The 14,045-nt window shown below is 68.7% G+C and carries 19 protein-coding genes; 8 read left to right on the top strand and 11 right to left on the bottom strand.

Going from position 1 to position 14,045, the window contains the following annotated elements; genetic code table 11:
* Positions 1-34: 34 nt before the first annotated feature.
* Positions 35-274 carry a DUF3039 domain-containing protein gene (locus A5648_RS07790; protein ID WP_064855156.1) on the top strand — a complete coding sequence of 80 codons (240 nt, stop codon included), beginning with the start codon at positions 35-37 and terminating at the stop codon, positions 272-274.
* A gap of 37 nt (positions 275-311) precedes the next feature.
* Here the strand turns inward: A5648_RS07790 and A5648_RS07785 are convergent, their stop codons facing one another.
* Complete coding sequence (locus tag A5648_RS07785; RefSeq protein ID WP_065023988.1) at positions 312-1,262, bottom strand: YihY/virulence factor BrkB family protein; 951 nt, start codon at positions 1,260-1,262, stop codon at positions 312-314.
* Between the two features lie 75 nt (positions 1,263-1,337).
* Positions 1,338-1,532 carry a DUF7455 domain-containing protein gene (locus tag A5648_RS07780; protein ID WP_065023987.1) on the bottom strand — a complete coding sequence of 65 codons (195 nt, stop codon included), beginning with the start codon at positions 1,530-1,532 and terminating at the stop codon, positions 1,338-1,340.
* A gap of 121 nt (positions 1,533-1,653) precedes the next feature.
* Here A5648_RS07780 and A5648_RS07775 point away from each other — a divergent pair, with 121 nt between their 5' ends.
* Positions 1,654-2,007, top strand: coding sequence for a DUF952 domain-containing protein (locus A5648_RS07775; RefSeq protein WP_065023986.1), 354 nt, complete (start codon positions 1,654-1,656; stop codon positions 2,005-2,007).
* On the opposite strand, the gene A5648_RS07770 is transcribed toward A5648_RS07775, so the two are convergent.
* From A5648_RS07770 to cei, 5 genes are all read right to left on the bottom strand, one after another.
* Complete coding sequence (locus A5648_RS07770) at positions 1,958-2,245, bottom strand: hypothetical protein (RefSeq protein WP_065023985.1); 288 nt, start codon at positions 2,243-2,245, stop codon at positions 1,958-1,960. The two genes, A5648_RS07775 and A5648_RS07770, sit on opposite strands and share 50 nt — an antisense overlap.
* A 52-nt stretch (positions 2,246-2,297) precedes the next feature.
* Positions 2,298-3,380, bottom strand: coding sequence for a methyltransferase (locus tag A5648_RS07765; protein WP_065023984.1), 1,083 nt, complete (start codon positions 3,378-3,380; stop codon positions 2,298-2,300).
* A gap of 7 nt (positions 3,381-3,387) precedes the next feature.
* Positions 3,388-4,908 carry an RNA polymerase sigma factor gene (locus A5648_RS07760; protein WP_065024008.1) on the bottom strand — a complete coding sequence of 507 codons (1,521 nt, stop codon included), beginning with the start codon at positions 4,906-4,908 and terminating at the stop codon, positions 3,388-3,390.
* Positions 4,909-5,096: 188 nt separating this feature from the next.
* Positions 5,097-5,915, bottom strand: coding sequence for a polyphosphate--glucose phosphotransferase (ppgK, locus tag A5648_RS07755; protein ID WP_065023983.1), 819 nt, complete (start codon positions 5,913-5,915; stop codon positions 5,097-5,099).
* A gap of 25 nt (positions 5,916-5,940) precedes the next feature.
* Positions 5,941-6,591 carry an envelope integrity protein Cei gene (gene cei, locus A5648_RS07750; RefSeq protein ID WP_065023982.1) on the bottom strand — a complete coding sequence of 217 codons (651 nt, stop codon included), beginning with the start codon at positions 6,589-6,591 and terminating at the stop codon, positions 5,941-5,943.
* A gap of 168 nt (positions 6,592-6,759) precedes the next feature.
* On the opposite strand from cei, the gene A5648_RS07745 reads away from it, so the two are divergent.
* On the top strand, positions 6,760-7,062 hold the full coding sequence (locus tag A5648_RS07745; protein WP_013829371.1) for a DUF4193 domain-containing protein: 303 nt from the start codon (positions 6,760-6,762) through the stop codon (positions 7,060-7,062).
* A gap of 9 nt (positions 7,063-7,071) precedes the next feature.
* Here the strand turns inward: A5648_RS07745 and A5648_RS07740 are convergent, their stop codons facing one another.
* Complete coding sequence (locus A5648_RS07740; protein ID WP_065023981.1) at positions 7,072-7,557, bottom strand: DUF3093 domain-containing protein; 486 nt, start codon at positions 7,555-7,557, stop codon at positions 7,072-7,074.
* Positions 7,558-7,582: 25 nt separating this feature from the next.
* Here A5648_RS07740 and dut point away from each other — a divergent pair, with 25 nt between their 5' ends.
* Both dut and A5648_RS07730 read left to right on the top strand, forming a co-directional pair.
* Positions 7,583-8,047 (top strand): dUTP diphosphatase, encoded by a 465-nt coding sequence (gene dut / locus A5648_RS07735; RefSeq protein ID WP_065023980.1) that lies wholly within the window; start codon positions 7,583-7,585, stop codon positions 8,045-8,047.
* Positions 8,048-8,077: 30 nt separating this feature from the next.
* Positions 8,078-8,878 carry a DUF3710 domain-containing protein gene (locus A5648_RS07730; protein ID WP_065023979.1) on the top strand — a complete coding sequence of 267 codons (801 nt, stop codon included), beginning with the start codon at positions 8,078-8,080 and terminating at the stop codon, positions 8,876-8,878.
* Positions 8,879-8,997: 119 nt separating this feature from the next.
* Here the strand turns inward: A5648_RS07730 and A5648_RS07725 are convergent, their stop codons facing one another.
* Positions 8,998-9,699, bottom strand: a complete 702-nt coding sequence (locus tag A5648_RS07725; protein WP_065023978.1) for an alpha/beta fold hydrolase — start codon at positions 9,697-9,699, stop codon at positions 8,998-9,000.
* Positions 9,700-9,779: 80 nt separating this feature from the next.
* Between A5648_RS07725 and A5648_RS07720 the strand changes: the two genes are divergently transcribed.
* Both A5648_RS07720 and A5648_RS07715 read left to right on the top strand, forming a co-directional pair.
* Positions 9,780-10,151, top strand: a complete 372-nt coding sequence (locus A5648_RS07720) for an OB-fold nucleic acid binding domain-containing protein (RefSeq protein ID WP_065023977.1) — start codon at positions 9,780-9,782, stop codon at positions 10,149-10,151.
* Positions 10,152-10,180: 29 nt separating this feature from the next.
* Positions 10,181-10,849 (top strand): DUF3159 domain-containing protein, encoded by a 669-nt coding sequence (locus tag A5648_RS07715; RefSeq protein WP_065023976.1) that lies wholly within the window; start codon positions 10,181-10,183, stop codon positions 10,847-10,849.
* On the opposite strand, the gene A5648_RS07710 is transcribed toward A5648_RS07715, so the two are convergent.
* Positions 10,835-11,497: a potassium channel family protein gene (locus A5648_RS07710; RefSeq protein ID WP_065023975.1), complete on the bottom strand. Its 663-nt coding sequence runs from the start codon at positions 11,495-11,497 to the stop codon at positions 10,835-10,837. The genes A5648_RS07715 and A5648_RS07710 overlap by 15 nt on opposite strands.
* Positions 11,494-12,162 carry a potassium channel family protein gene (locus A5648_RS07705; RefSeq protein ID WP_082966372.1) on the bottom strand — a complete coding sequence of 223 codons (669 nt, stop codon included), beginning with the start codon at positions 12,160-12,162 and terminating at the stop codon, positions 11,494-11,496. The genes A5648_RS07710 and A5648_RS07705 overlap by 4 nt, the downstream gene beginning before the upstream one ends.
* Positions 12,163-12,265: 103 nt before the next feature.
* On the opposite strand from A5648_RS07705, the gene A5648_RS07700 reads away from it, so the two are divergent.
* Positions 12,266-14,045 (top strand): APC family permease (locus A5648_RS07700; protein ID WP_065023973.1); only part of this gene is annotated, 1,780 nt, incomplete at its 3' end.

The following is a 14,045-nucleotide window of genomic DNA, read 5'->3' as shown; positions in this document are numbered from 1 at the left end:
TCCATGGAGTTCTGGGCACAATGGGCAGATGGGCATACAGACCGACACTCTCGAGCGCACCGATGCCGAGGAACGCGTCGATGACGGGACCGGCGACGACACCCCGAAGTTCTTCCACTACGTCAAGAAGGACAAGATCGCCGAGAGCGCGGTCATGGGCACCCACGTGGTGGCGCTGTGCGGTGAGGTGTTCCCGGTGACCAAGTCGGCGAAACCTGGATCGCCGGTCTGCCCGGACTGCAAGCGGATCTACGCGACCCTCAAGAAGGCGTGAGCCTCAAGAAGGCGTGAGCCTCAAGAAGGCGTGAGCCTCAAGAATGCGTGAGCGGATCGTCGTCGCCGGGATCGGTTCGGGACGTCCGAGACGCCACCCACTCGCGCAACTGGCGCAGGTGGGTGGACTCCGCCGGCCACTCCTCCTGAACGGCGGCGTTCAGCTCGGCGCCCAACATGATGGCGAAACCGAGTAGAAAGGCGAACAGCAGGAAGGCGATCGGGGTTGCCAGCGCCCCGTAGGTGTAGCCGGTGCTGGTGATGTAGCGCAGGTAGACCCGCAGCCCCAGCGTCGCGACGACGAACACCGTGGTGGCCAGCACCGCACCCATCACCAGCCGGTGCGAGGGCAGGGGCTTGGGCAGCGAAACCCGGTAGAGCACGGTCACGGCCACCAGCAGCCCCAGCACCAACGCCGGGTAATAGCCGAACCGCAGCAGATCCGTCCACCGGGTGGGCAGGTGTTCGGCCACCGCATGAGGGCCCAGCGCGGCGAACGGGGCCCCGGCGACCGCGATCACCAGCATCGCCACATACAGGCCCAGCGCGAAGAACCGCTGCCGCACCGGATGACGCAGCGCGGTCTGATCATGTGCCTCGACCACCGAGTCGACGAACGCCGAGATCGCCGAGGAACCGGCCCACAGCGAAATCACGAAGCCGAGCGAGACCACCTCGCCCCGAGCGTTGGAGACGATGTCCCGCACGGTGGGTTCGATGATTTCCACCACCACGTTCTTCGAGAAGAAGCTGCTGGCCATGCCGATCAGCCGGTCCTGGATGGTCGCCAAGGTGTCCGGGCCGAACAACGGTGCTATGTAGGACAGGCTGCCCAGCATCCCCAGCAGCAGCGGCGGCAGCGACAGCACCGACCAGAAGCCCGCCTGCGCCGACTCGGCGAAGATCGAGTCGTCCCAGCTCTTGGCCAAGGTGCGGCGGGCGATGCGCAGCAGGTGGTGTCGGGAAGGTCGGGGAATCTGGTCAGTCATGACCAGCCCAGCATTCCTGACAAGTGGTGCTGCTGCACAACTCCCGCCGACGCGGGCGTGTTGCGGGGCTTGAGGTTAGGCCTCGTCCGCCGCGCTGACCTGAATCACGGCCGCCAGCTCGATCAGCTTGGCTTCGTGCTCGTTGGCGTGGTGCTGGCAGAAGAGAAGTTCGGCACCGGAGGGCAGCGTGGCTCGCACCCGGGCGGCAGCACCGCACCGGTCGCATCGATCAGCCCGAGTCAGTTCGGGACTGGTCAGAGTCGCGTTCATGGGCTCCTCCGTTCTCGCGGTTGGTCTCAAGTGTGTCAGACGCTCGGGCGTTCGGCGTTGTTCCCGGCTTCGGCTGTGTCGTGTCTCACCCCGAGGCGGCGCTAGGGCAGGATCGACGACGATGAACGCTTCCGGCATCCTTGTGCATTTGTGCAGCGCCGCGGAATGGGCGAGCGCGCAGACGTCGGGTGCGCTGCGTCCCGAGTCGTTGGACAGTATGGGTTTCGTGCACTTGTCGACACCGCAGCAGGTTCATCTGCCCGCCAATCGGCTCTACCGGGGCCGCCCCGATCTGGTGTTGTTGCAGGTGGACCCGGCCAAGGTGGAGGCGCCGGTGCAGTGGGAGCCCGGCGTGCCGGGCGATCCGGAATCGATGCTCTTCCCGCACCTGTACGGGCCGTTGCCCGTCGGCGCGGTGATCGGTGTCACGCAGTATCGGCCGGGCCCGGACGGTGCGTTCGCCGCGGCCGATTGAGGTTGATCGGGGTGGTCGGTTTGGCCGCTGACTTCCGGGTGAGTTCGCTACGGGCGAACACGTTTTGAGCCTTGTTGATCAACGCGGCGGGCACCCGCGGCCACGCGGCGGCGACGGCGTTGACCGCCGAGAGCACAGCAGGATCCAGGGTGGCCTCGGCCGGCGCCGGATGGCCGTGGGCCACCGCGCGCTTGAGCAGGGCGGTGAAGGTCTGCGACGACTCGCCATCGGTGGACATCGACGGCGATCCTACGCGCCGGCACATCCGGCCGGGCGGTTAAACCGGGCGGTTAAACCGGGCGGGCCTCGATGATCGACATCGGACTCGTCGTGGCGATCACCCGCTGCAGCCGGAATCCCGCCTGCGACAGCAACGCGGCGTACTGCCGCCGGGTGCGTTCTTGTCCGCCGGCGGCGACCAGCATCTCCAAATCGAGCACCAGGCCCAGGTGGGCGGGCGCGCCCTCGGGCAACACCATCTCGAACAGCAGCACCTTGCCGCCGGGCGCGATCGCGCTGCGGACATTGCGCAGAATTTCCAGCGACCGGTCGTCGTCCCAGTCGTGGATGACGGTCTTGAGCAGATAGGTGTCGCCGCCGGAGGGGACCGATTCGAAGAACGACCCACCCGCGAGATCGCAGCGCGAGCCCACCCCGGCGGCGGCCATCGTCGCGTCGGCGCCGGCCACCACCTGCGGCAGGTCGAACAGCACCCCGCGAGCATCCGGCGCCTGACGCAACACCGCGGCCAGCAGCGCGCCGTGGCCCCCACCCACATCCACGATCAGTTTGCTGGTGCTGAAATCATATGCGGGAACGGCGGTTTCGATCGCGACGGCCGACGCTCCGGTCATGGCGTCGTTGAAAACCTGCGCCAGTTCGGGATCGGTGTCGGTGTACTCGAAGAAGGACATTCCGCGCACCTTGCTCACGGCGGTCTCGCCGGTCCGCACCGAGTGTTCCAGGTTCGACCAGTGCTCGCGGTGCGCCGGGGCGCCGATGAACGCGACCATCGGGGCGACACCGGCCGGGTTGTCGGAGACCAGCGCGCGTCCGGTACGGGTCAGGGCGAACCGGCCGTCGCGGCGCAGTTTGAGCACCGAGTTGCTGGCCAAGGCGCGCATCAGCCGGTAGGTGGCACCAGGGTCGGCACCCACCTGCCGGGCGACGTCCTCGGCGGTTCGTGGGCCGTCGTTGAGCGCGTCGGGGATGCCCAGCCGCACCGCGGCGTGCATGGCCTGGGCCAGCCACGCCCCGAAGCCCAGCTCCAGGATGGCCACCGGGGCCGGAACGGTGGCGTGCCGCAGGCGCTGCAGGCCGCCACGAAACGCGTTCAGGACGGCGAGCAGCGCCGCCGGTGGTGCTGTGGTCACCTGTCGCCTAGTCGAGGTAGTCGCGCAGGACCTGAGACCGGCTGGGGTGCCGGAGTTTCGACATGGTCTTCGACTCGATCTGGCGGATGCGCTCGCGGGTGACCCCGTAGACCTGGCCGATCTCGTCGAGGGTGCGCGGCTGGCCGTCGGTCAGGCCGAACCGCAGCCGCACCACGCCGGCTTCGCGTTCCGAGAGCGTCTCGAGCACCGACTGCAGCTGATCCTGCAGCAGCGTGAACGAGACGGCATCTACGGCTACCACCGCCTCGGAGTCCTCGATGAAGTCGCCGAGCTGGGAGTCGCCCTCGTCGCCGATGGTCTGGTCCAGCGAGATCGGTTCCCGGGCGTACTGCTGGATCTCCAGCACCTTCTCTGGGGTGATGTCCATCTCCCGGGCGAGCTCCTCGGGGGTGGGCTCGCGGCCCAGATCCTGCAGCAGCTCACGCTGGATGCGGCCGAGCTTGTTGATCACCTCGACCATGTGCACCGGGATGCGGATGGTGCGCGCCTGGTCGGCCATGGCGCGGGTGATGGCCTGGCGGATCCACCAGGTGGCGTAGGTGGAGAACTTGTAGCCCTTGGTGTAGTCGAACTTCTCCACCGCGCGGATCAGACCGAGGTTGCCCTCCTGGATCAGGTCCAGAAACGCCATCCCACGGCCGGTGTAACGCTTGGCCAGCGACACCACCAGCCGCAGGTTGGCCTCCAGCAGGTGGTTCTTGGCGCGGTCGCCGTCCCGGCAGATCCAGGCCATGTCACGCCGGTAGGCGACGGCCAGCTTCTCGCCCTTCTCGGTGTGCTCGGCCATCTTCTGGGTGGCGAACAGACCGGCCTCGATGCGCTTGGCCAGCTCGACTTCCTCTTCGGCGTTGAGCAGCGCCACTTTGCCGATCTGCTTGAGGTAGGCGCGCACCGAGTCGGCCGAGGCGGTGAGCTCGGCGTCCTTGCGAGCCTGACGCAGCGCTTCGGACTCCTCTTCGTCCCAGACGAAATCGCCTGACGCCTTGTCCTTTTCGGAGGGTTCGGCGATCTCGTCGTCGTCGTCGCCGGCCTCCTCGGTGGCCGCGGCGGTGGTGGTCGAGGCGTTGTTGTCGCCTCCGGATTCGTCGTCGGACTCGGCGTCGTCCTCGAGTTCGTCCAGGCTCAAGTCGGCGTCGTCGTCGATGTCGTCCTCGCCGGGCTCGCCGTCCAGTTCGGCGTCGGTGTCCAGATCCTCGGTCGCGAGGTCGACGTCGGCGTTCTTGGCGCCCTTGGCGGCCGCGGCTTTCTTGGCCGGGCCCCGGGTCGACCGGGCCTTGGGCTTGGTGGCGTCGTCGGAGGCGTCGCCGTTCGTGGCGGCGGCGCTCTTGGTCGCCGGGCGCGCTGCTGTCTTGGTGGCCTTCTTGGCCGGGGCGGCCTTGGTCGCCTTCGCCGCGGTGCGCTTGGCCGGGGTCTTGGTGGCGGCCTTGGCAGGCGGCTTGGCGGGCGCCTTGGCGGCACTGCGCTTCTTCGGCTCCTCAGTCGCCGGCTTTGCCTTACTCGCTGCCACGTCCACCCCTTCGGTCGGACTGACTTTCGGTTCGCAGGGCCGTGCGCAACCGAAAGTGTCGGGTTATGTCGAATGTCGGCTCTATATCAGTTGGGTGATCAACTGGGATAGTCGCCGCTATCGGTTAGGCGGCCGCCGTCGACCATTGTAACGACAGTCGCGGGCGACAATCGCTGAGCGGGCGGAAATCACCGGGTGACGTCGGTGGCAGACGCCATCGCGGCCCCGACGATTCCCGCGGTGTTCTGCAGTGTCGCGGCGACCACCGGGGTCCGGTTGCCCAACAGTGGCACCCACTGGTCGGCTTTGCGGCTGATGCCGCCGCCGGCGATGATCAGGTCGGGGCAGAGCGCGTCCTCGATGGCCACCAGCACCTTGGTCACCTGCTCGGACCACTTCTTCATGCTCCAGTTCTTGCGCTCCTTGACCGACGCGGCGGCCCGGTGCTCGGCTTCCTTGCCGTCCACATCGATATGCCCGAGTTCGGTGTTGGGCAGCAGCTTTCCGTTGTGGATCACCGCCGAACCGATCCCGGTCCCGAAGGTGAGCAACACGACCACGCCGGTGTTGTCCTTGCCCGCTCCGAAGCGCTCTTCGGCCAGTCCGGCGGCATCGGCGTCGTTGAGGATGACGACGGGCTGGCCGTCGAGTGCGGCGGCGATCGCGGCTTGGGCGTTCACCCCGATCCAGGACTTGTCGACGTTGGCGGCGGTGCGCACCACGCCGTCGACCACCACGCCGGGATAGGTGACCCCCAGCGGGCCGGTCCAGCCGAAGTGCCGGACCACCGCGGCGACGGTCTCGGCGACCGCGGCCGGTGTCGCGGGGCTGGGCGTGGGCAGCTTGTAGCGTTCGCCGATCAGCGCGCCGGTGTCGAGATCGACGATGCCGCCTTTGATGCCGCTGCCGCCGACGTCGACGCCGAACGCCTGTCGTTGCGGCCCGGTGCCGCCGGTGGTCGCAGCAGGCGACGCGGTCAGGGAATCGGTCGAGTCGGTGCCGGTCATCCCTCTCCTCTTACGGGGTCGCTGGTCAGCAGGTGCCGGAGTGGATCTTGGTCAGCAGCGCCGGGTCGGGCAATCCGGTGGCATCCGGACGCAAGCCCGCCAGCGCCGCTTCGATGTCGTCGCTGTGGGCCAGGTTGACGAAGTCGCTTCCGACCGCCAGGTCGACGGAGTCGTCGAGGCGGTCGTCGCGGAACAGCTCGGTGCACGGGGCCACCAGCCACAGCGCCGCCGCGGCGGCTTGTCCCGCCTCGCCGAAGCGGATCTGGCCCTGGCAGTCCAGCCGGTCGTTGGCATAGACCGGGTCGTTGGCGGCGGTCGGCTGGGCGAAACCGTCGTCGCGCAGCGCGTCGGCGACATCGGCGGCCTGCCCGGCCCGGCCACTGGCGTTGAGCACGCGGGCCTTGACGTCGGCCAGTTTGGCCGGGGTGGTGGTCATCATCGCGGCCCGCGGCACCTGGATGCCGAGCCGCGGCTGGTCGGGTTCGGTGGGCGCCGACGGAGGGTTGCACACCGCGGCCTCGTGAACGTCGGCCGGCCGGGTCAGTGCCACGGTCCAGGCCACGGCGGTCAACAGTGCCAGCGCGGCCAAGGCGTAGGCGGCGGGACGATAGTTGCGCCGCCGGAAGGGCAGGCCATGCTTGTCGAACTCGGTGCCGGAAGTGATTTGCGCGACCACGTACGCACTCTAGAGGGCGCGCGAGGCGGCGATCACCGTGGTCAGGAATGTAATGTGATGCAAATCACAGTTGATCTGGACGCGAACCGGGCACGAATCATTTGGTGGATGCGTTCGACGCTGGTACAAAGCTCGCGCAGGGTTACGAGGGGACGAGGGAAGAAGACCATGGCTACCGACTACGACGCCCCGCGTCGCACCGAGACCGACGACGTTTCCGAGGACTCACTCGAGGAACTCAAGGCCCGGCGGAACGAAGCGCAATCCGCCGTGGTCGACGTCGACGAATCCGAATCCGCCGAATCCTTCGAGCTGCCCGGCGCGGACCTGTCCGGCGAAGAGCTGTCGGTGCGCGTCGTCCCTAAGCAAGCCGACGAATTCACCTGTTCGAGCTGCTTTTTGGTTCAGCACCGCAGCCGTTTGGCCAGTGAGAAGAACGGCGTGATGATCTGCACCGACTGCGCGGCCTGACCCCGTCCCTCAGCCCTGCAGGGCCTCCAGCACTCGCTGCGGATGGCGGCAGCTGATCAGCCAGTACGGCGTCGGGTCATCGGGATCATCGAGTACGACCAGCACCATCGGCCCCACCCAGCCACGATGCACGACATAGGCCGCCGGATCGAGCTGGCGGCCCAATGCCGCCGACTTGGCCGACTGCGGAACCTCGGCCGCGCGGGCGATGACGCTCACCGGCAGGTGCGCCTCGCCGACCCACAGCTCACGCGTGTCGGAGGTCTCGACGACGCGCACCTGGATGCGTCCCAGCCACAGCAGGGCGGCCACGGTGATCGCGAAGAACACGGCGAACGGCAGCCAGCCCGGCAGGCTGCGCAGGCCCAACCGGACTTCGTAGGCCATCAGGCCGTTGCCCACGAACCCCAGCGGCCACCACCACCAGGGCACCCACAGTTGCTCGCGGTAGCGCACGGTTTGCGGTGCCTGGTGGTTCAGACGCGATCCCGACATCCGGCTAAGAGTAGTCTTGCGGCTCGTGTCGCCCAGTCTCGCGGTTGTCCGCCTCGATCCTGATCTGCCGCTGCCGAGCCGCGCCCATGCCGGCGACGCCGGCGTCGACCTCTACAGCGCGGTCGACGTCGAACTGGGACCGGGCCAGCGTGCCCTGGTGCCCACCGGTATCGCGGTGGCGATCCCGTTCGGGATGGTCGGCTTGGTGCACCCCCGATCGGGTTTGGCTGCGCGGGTGGGGCTTTCAATCGTCAACAGTCCGGGAACGATCGACGCAGGTTATCGCGGCGAGGTTAAGGTGGCATTGATCAACCTGGACCCGGCGACGCCGATCGAGATCCATCGGGGGGACCGGATCGCCCAGCTGGTGGTACAGCGGGTCGAGCTGCCCGAACTGATCGAGGTCACCTCGTTCGATGAGGCAGGGCTGGCCGGGACCACCCGTGGCGCTGACGGGCACGGCTCGTCGGGCGGGCACGCGAGTTTGTGAGAAGCGAAGCGACGAAGATGGGCGGCTGTGATGGCATTCGGTAGGGGCAAGCGCAAGACCGGCGGCGACGAGCCGACGCGCGCCGAGCCGCAACCCGAGGACTCCGAGGACCTGGAAGACGTGGACGCGGGCGAGGAGCTCGACGGCCCGTTCGACATCGAAGATTTCGACGACCCCGCGGCGGCCACGACGGCCCGACTGGATCTGGGTTCGGTCCTGGTGCCGATGCCCGCCGGCGCCCAGGTCCAGGTCGAACTGAGCGAGGCCGGCGTGCCCAGCGCGGTGTGGCTGGTGACGCCCAACGGACGGTTCAACATCGCCGCCTACGCCGCGCCCAAGTCGGCGGGGCTGTGGCGCGAGGTGGCCACCGAGCTGGCCGACGCGCTGCGCCGGGACTCCGCGAGCGTCAGCGTCATCGACGGCCCGTGGGGCCGGGAGGTGGTCGGATCGGCGACCGGCGCGGTCCGGTTCATCGGGGTCGATGGCTACCGCTGGATGGTGCGCTGCGTGGTCAACGGACCGCACGAGTCGATGGACGCGCTGACCGAGCAGGCCCGGGAAGCCTTGGCGGACACGGTGGTCCGTCGCGGCGACACCCCGCTACCGGTGCGCACCCCGTTGCCGGTGCGGCTGCCCGAGCCGATGGCTGAGCAGTTGCGGGCCGCCGCCGCTGCCCAGGCCGCCGCCAGGGGCCAGGCGCCGGCCGGTCAGCAGCCGGCCGGGGGAGCAGCGCCGGGCGCCGGCGGTGATGTGCCGCCGCCCGCGCCGACTGCTCGTCGCAGCGCGGAGGGATCCGCGATGCAGCAGTTGCGCACTATCACCGGCGGTTAGCGAGGCTCGACGGAGGAGAGGCGAAGCTGGACCGCCGAATCAACCCCGGCGGTTAGCGAGGCTCGACGGAGGAGAGGCGAAGCTGGACCGCCGAATCAACCCCGGCGGTTAGCGAGGCGCTACCAAGCTTGGCCCAGTGCCGTCAGGCAGGCGGTGCCCAGCACGGACGGGTCGGCGCCGATCTCCTCCAGGGTCACGGTGCACAGCGCCGCCCGCGGAGCGGCGGCCACCCATTCGGAGGCGGCCTGCAACGGATGCACCGCGTCGTCGACGGCCGCGGTAACCCCCATCGGCGCCGCCAGGGTGGCCAGCTCGGCGCAGGTCGGGGCGACATAGGCCGCGGCCTGCTCCAGGGCGTCGGGCAGCAGCGGCCACTGGTCGGTCCAGGAGCGGGTCAGCTCGTCGGCGAGCCAGGCCGGGCTGGTCGCCCGCAGCTGGGCCACCACCGCCGGCAGCCCGTCACGGCGCAGCTGCTCGGCGCTGTAGCGGGCGGCCTGGGCGGCCGGGGCGGCGTCGGGCGGGCCGGTCCAGGCGGGTAGTGCGGCCAACACCGCGACCACCTGCCCCGGATGGCTCAGCGCCCACGCGGTGGCCACCGCCGCGCCGATCGATACGCCCCCGACGACGATCGGGCCGGATCGGGCCGCGCCGTCCAGCGCCGCGAGATAACCCTCGACGAGACGGTCCGGTTGCGGACGGTGTGCGATCAATTCGGCGCCCACCTGCTGCAACGGCGCCTCGAACGCCCGGCGTACGTAGTCGTCGTCGGATCCGGTTCCCGGTAGCAGGACGGCCGTCACACCGCGCAAATCAAATGCCACCCCTTGATCGTGCCGGGTCGTGTGGCATTGGGTAATCAACAGGTCTACCCTAGCGGGCGCACACACTTGAGGGAGAGGGCATGGCTGCGCCGAAGGGATACCTGCGCCGGCTGACTCGGCGACTGACGGAAGATCCTGAGCTGCGCGACGTCGAGGAGTTGTCCGACGAGGCGCTCAATACCGGCGCCCAGCGCGCCATCGACTGCGAACGCGGTCAAGAGGTCACCATGGTCGGCGTGCTGCGCAGCGTGGAAGCCAACGCCAAGGGGTGCGTGGGCGGGGTCCGCGCCGAGCTGTTCGACGGGACCGACACGGTGACGCTGGTGTGGCTGGGGCAGCGCCGCATTCCCGGAATCGACTCGGGCCGCACCCTGCGGGTGCACGGCCGGGTCGGAAAACTCGAAAGCGGCTCCAAAGCCATCTACAACCCGCACTACGAAATTCAGCAGTGAGCGCCGGAGACCGCCAGCCCGGAGCAGTGATGACCGACGACTTCGGCCCCCAGGGGCCACAGCGGCTGCTGGACCAGATCGGCGGGGCGGCCGGCGTGATCTACTCGTCGTTGCCGATCGTCGTGTTCGTGCCGGCCTCCAGCTTCTTCGGGCTGCGGGTTGCCGTCATGGCGGCGCTGGGCACGGCCGCGGCGGTGCTGGTGTGGCGACTGATCCGCCGGGAATCCACCCAGCCGGCCGTCTCGGGATTCTTCGGGGTGGCCGTGTGCGCCCTGATCGCCTATCTGATGGGCGACTCCAAGGGCTACTTCCTGCTCGGGATCTGGACCTCGCTGGTGTGGGCGGTGGTGTTCGCCGGATCCATCCTGATCCGCCGCCCGGTGGTCGGCTACATCTGGAGTTGGGCCAGCGGGCAGGGCCTGGCCTGGCGTGAGCTGCGGGCGGCGATCTACGCCTACGACGCGGCGACGCTGACCTGGGTGCTGGTGTTCGGGTCCCGCTTCGTGGTGCAGCGGTTGCTCTACAACGCCGACCAGACCGGCTGGCTGGGGGTGGCGCGCATCGCGATGGGTTGGCCGCTGACCGCGCTCGCGGCCCTGGTGACCTATCTGGCGGTCAAATACGTGCAGCGGGCGCTGGATTCCCGGTCCGACGCCGACGCAGCAGACGGCCGCGAACCGCGGTCAGTGCGCGGGTAGCAGCAGCTGGCGCAGTTCGTCCTCGACCCCGCTCGACGCGACGAACAGCAACTCGTCGCCGCCCTCGAGGGGCTCGTCGTCCTGGGGCACGATCACCCGCGTCCCGCGCAGGATCGTCACCAGCGCAGCGTCGCGAGGCAGCGACAGCTTGCGCACCGGCTTGCCGCCCCACGGGGTGTCGTCGGGCAGCGTGATCTCCAGCAGGTTGGCCTGGCCCTTGCGGAACTCCATGAGCTGCACCAGATCCCCGACCGCGACGGCTTCCTCGACCAGCGAGGCCAGCATCCGCGGCGTGGACACCGCCACGTCCACCCCCCAGGCGTCGGTGAACAGCCACTCGTTGCGGGGGTCGTTGACCCGGGCGACCACCCGGGGCACCGCGAACTCGGTCTTGGCCAGCAGCGAGAGCACCACATTGGCCTTGTCGTCGCCGGTGGCGGCGATGACGACGTCGAATTCCTCCAGGTGCACCGACTCCAGCAGGCTCAGTTCGCAGGCGTCACCCAGATGCCACTGGGCATCGGCGATGTCCTCGACGTCGATGTGCTCCGGGTTGCGCTCGATCAGCGTCACCTGGTGGTCACTGTCGAGCAGTTCCCGGGCGATCGACCGGCCGACGGCCCCGGCCCCCGCCACCGCGACTTTCATTCCAGGTCCTCGCTGGGCGGCAGCGCGGCGATCGCGATCGCCTCGGCGACGCGGCCCGACACCGCGACGATGTACACCTGGTCGCTGGCCTGGATGACGGTCTTGGGCTCGGGCAGGATGCCGGTGCCGAACCGGATCAAGAACGCCACGCGGGCGTTGACGGCGGCTTCCAGGTCGGTGACCGGGCGGCCGATCCAGTCCTCGTGCAGCACGACCTCGGCCACCGCGACGGTGCCGGTCGGGTCGCGCCACTTGGTGGTCTCGCTCTCGCGGGTCAGGGCGTCGAGCAGCCGGTCGGTGGTCCAGGGCACGGTGGCGATGGTGGGAATCCCGAGCCGTTCGTAGACCGCGGCCCGCTTGGCGTCGTAGATACGTGCGACCACCCGGGCCACGCCGAACGTCTCGCGGGCCAGTCGCGCGGCGATGATGTTGGAGTTGTCACCCGAGGACACCGCGGCGAACGCCCCAGCCTCCTCGATGCCAGCGCGCAGCAGCACGTCGCGGTCGAAGCCCATGCCCAGCACCCGCTCGCCGCTGAATTCCGGGCTGAGCCGGTTGAACGCGGTGGTGTCACGGTCGATGATGGCGACCTCGTGGCCGATCCGGGACAGCCCGTCTGCCACCGAGGCCCCCACCCGGCCGCACCCCATCACAACTACCCGCACCTGCACGGTCCTTTCGGCTGGTTTCGGCTGGCTGTCGCCCGCAGTAGTGCCCGTATTCGGTGAACGCTACCGCCAGAGCCGCCCTGGCTTACCCTTGGCTCTCGTGTCGAATATTTCCACCGCTGCTCGGCGGCTGCTTCTGGGCCGGCCGTTCCGCAGCGATCGGCTCAGTCACACGCTGTTGCCCAAACGCGTCGCACTGCCGGTGTTCGCCTCCGACGCGCTGTCCTCAGTGGCCTACGGCCCCGAAGAGGTCTTCCTGGTCTTGTCGGTGGCGGGCATCGCGGCCTACCGGCTGACGCCGTGGGTCGGCCTGGCCGTGGCGTTCGTGTTCATCACCGTGGTGGCCTCCTACCGCCAGAACGTGCATGCCTACCCCTCCGGCGGCGGCGACTACGAAGTGGTCACCACCAACCTGGGGGGCACGGCGGGCCTGACCGTGGCAAGCGCACTGATGGTGGATTACGTTCTGACCGTTGCTGTCTCGATCTCCTCGGGGATCGCCAACATCGGTTCGGCGATCCCGTTCATCGCCGATCACAAGGTGGCGTTCGCGGTGGGGACCGTCGTGGTGGTGGCCGCGGCCAATCTGCGCGGCATCCGCGAATCCGGCACCGCGTTCGCCTTTCCGACGTATGCGTTCATGATCGGTGTGTTCGCGATGCTGGGCTGGGGACTATTCCAGATCTTCGTGCTGGACCATCCGCTGCAGGCCGAATCGGCAGCGTTCAAGATCCACTCGGCGCACGGCGAGGTGGTCGGCGTGGCCCTGGTGTTCCTGGTGGCGAAGTCGTTTTCGTCGGGATGTGCGGCGCTGACCGGGGTGGAGGCGATCAGCAACGGTGTGCCGGCGTTCCGCAAACCCAAGTCGCGCAATGCGGCCACCACGCTGTTGATGCTGGGCGTCATCGCGGTGACCTTGATGATGGGCATCATCGTGCTGGCGAGGGAGACCGGGGTGAAGATCGCCGCGCGCCCGCACGAACAACTGATCGGGGCGCCGGCCGACTACGACCAGAAGACGCTGTTGGCGCAGCTGGCCGAGACGGTGTTCCGCGGCTTCCCGCCCGGATTGTGGATCATCGCCGGCGTGACCGCGCTGATCCTGGCGCTGGCCGCCAACACCGCGTTCAACGGCTTTCCGGTGCTGGGCTCGATCCTGGCCCAAGACCGGTATCTGCCACGTCAGCTGCACACCCGCGGTGACCGGCTGGCGTTCTCCAACGGAATCGTGTTTTTGGCGGTGGTGGCCGTCGCCTTCATCGTGGCGTTCGGCGCCGAGGTCACCGCGCTGATCCAGCTCTACATCGTCGGGGTGTTCGTCTCGTTCACGCTGAGCCAGATCGGCATGGTGCGGCACTGGAACCGGTTGCTGCGCACTGAAACCGACCGAGCGGCCCGCGGCAAGATGATGCGCTCCCGGGTGGTCAACACCATCGGCTTCGTCGCCACCGGATCGGTGCTGATCGTGGTAATCATCACCAAGTTCCTGGCCGGCGCCTGGATCGCGATTGTGGCGATGTCGGTGCTGTTCGGCATGATGAAGATGATCCGCCGGCACTACGACGCGGTCAGCCAGGAGCTGGCCGAACAGTCCGCCGCGCTGGACGATCAGGCGGTGCTGCCCAGCCGCAACCACGCTTTGGTGCTGGTCTCCAAGCTGCACCTGCCGACCCGCCGCGCGCTGGCCTACGCCCGGGCGACGCGTCCGGACTCCCTGGAGGCGATCACCGTCAACGTCGACGACACCGAGACCCGCGCTTTGGTCCGCGAGTGGGAGGACAGCAATATCACCGTGCCGCTCAAGGTGATCGCCTCGCCCTACCGTGAGGTCACCCGGCCGGTGCTCGACTACGTCAGGCGCATCAACAAGGAGTCGCCGC

Source organism: Mycolicibacter sinensis (genome assembly GCF_001673565.1).
In the GTDB taxonomy this organism is placed as follows: Bacteria; Actinomycetota; Actinomycetes; order Mycobacteriales; family Mycobacteriaceae; genus Mycobacterium; species Mycobacterium sinense_C.
Note: the sequence above shows the minus strand (reverse complement) of the source record. Positions and strands in the feature narration are given on the sequence as shown.

Excerpts from the sequence above, each read along its gene's own strand:
- A5648_RS07710 (WP_065023975.1), bottom strand. The coding sequence starts at position 11,497 with ATGAAAGTCGCGGTGGCGGGGGCCGGGGCCGTCGGCCGGTCGATCGCC.
- A5648_RS07715 (WP_065023976.1), top strand. The coding sequence starts at position 10,181 with ATGACCGACGACTTCGGCCCCCAGGGGCCACAGCGGCTGCTGGACCAG.
- A5648_RS07785 (WP_065023988.1), bottom strand. The coding sequence starts at position 1,262 with ATGACTGACCAGATTCCCCGACCTTCCCGACACCACCTGCTGCGCATC.
- A5648_RS07740 (WP_065023981.1), bottom strand. The coding sequence starts at position 7,557 with ATGTCGGGATCGCGTCTGAACCACCAGGCACCGCAAACCGTGCGCTAC.
- A5648_RS07775 (WP_065023986.1), top strand. The coding sequence starts at position 1,654 with ATGAACGCTTCCGGCATCCTTGTGCATTTGTGCAGCGCCGCGGAATGG.
- A5648_RS07780 (WP_065023987.1), bottom strand. The coding sequence starts at position 1,532 with ATGAACGCGACTCTGACCAGTCCCGAACTGACTCGGGCTGATCGATGC.
- A5648_RS07745 (WP_013829371.1), top strand. The coding sequence starts at position 6,760 with ATGGCTACCGACTACGACGCCCCGCGTCGCACCGAGACCGACGACGTT.
- A5648_RS07770 (WP_065023985.1), bottom strand. The coding sequence starts at position 2,245 with ATGTCCACCGATGGCGAGTCGTCGCAGACCTTCACCGCCCTGCTCAAG.
- ppgK (WP_065023983.1), bottom strand. The coding sequence starts at position 5,915 with ATGACCGGCACCGACTCGACCGATTCCCTGACCGCGTCGCCTGCTGCG.
- A5648_RS07730 (WP_065023979.1), top strand. The coding sequence starts at position 8,078 with ATGGCATTCGGTAGGGGCAAGCGCAAGACCGGCGGCGACGAGCCGACG.
- A5648_RS07720 (WP_065023977.1), top strand. The coding sequence starts at position 9,780 with ATGGCTGCGCCGAAGGGATACCTGCGCCGGCTGACTCGGCGACTGACG.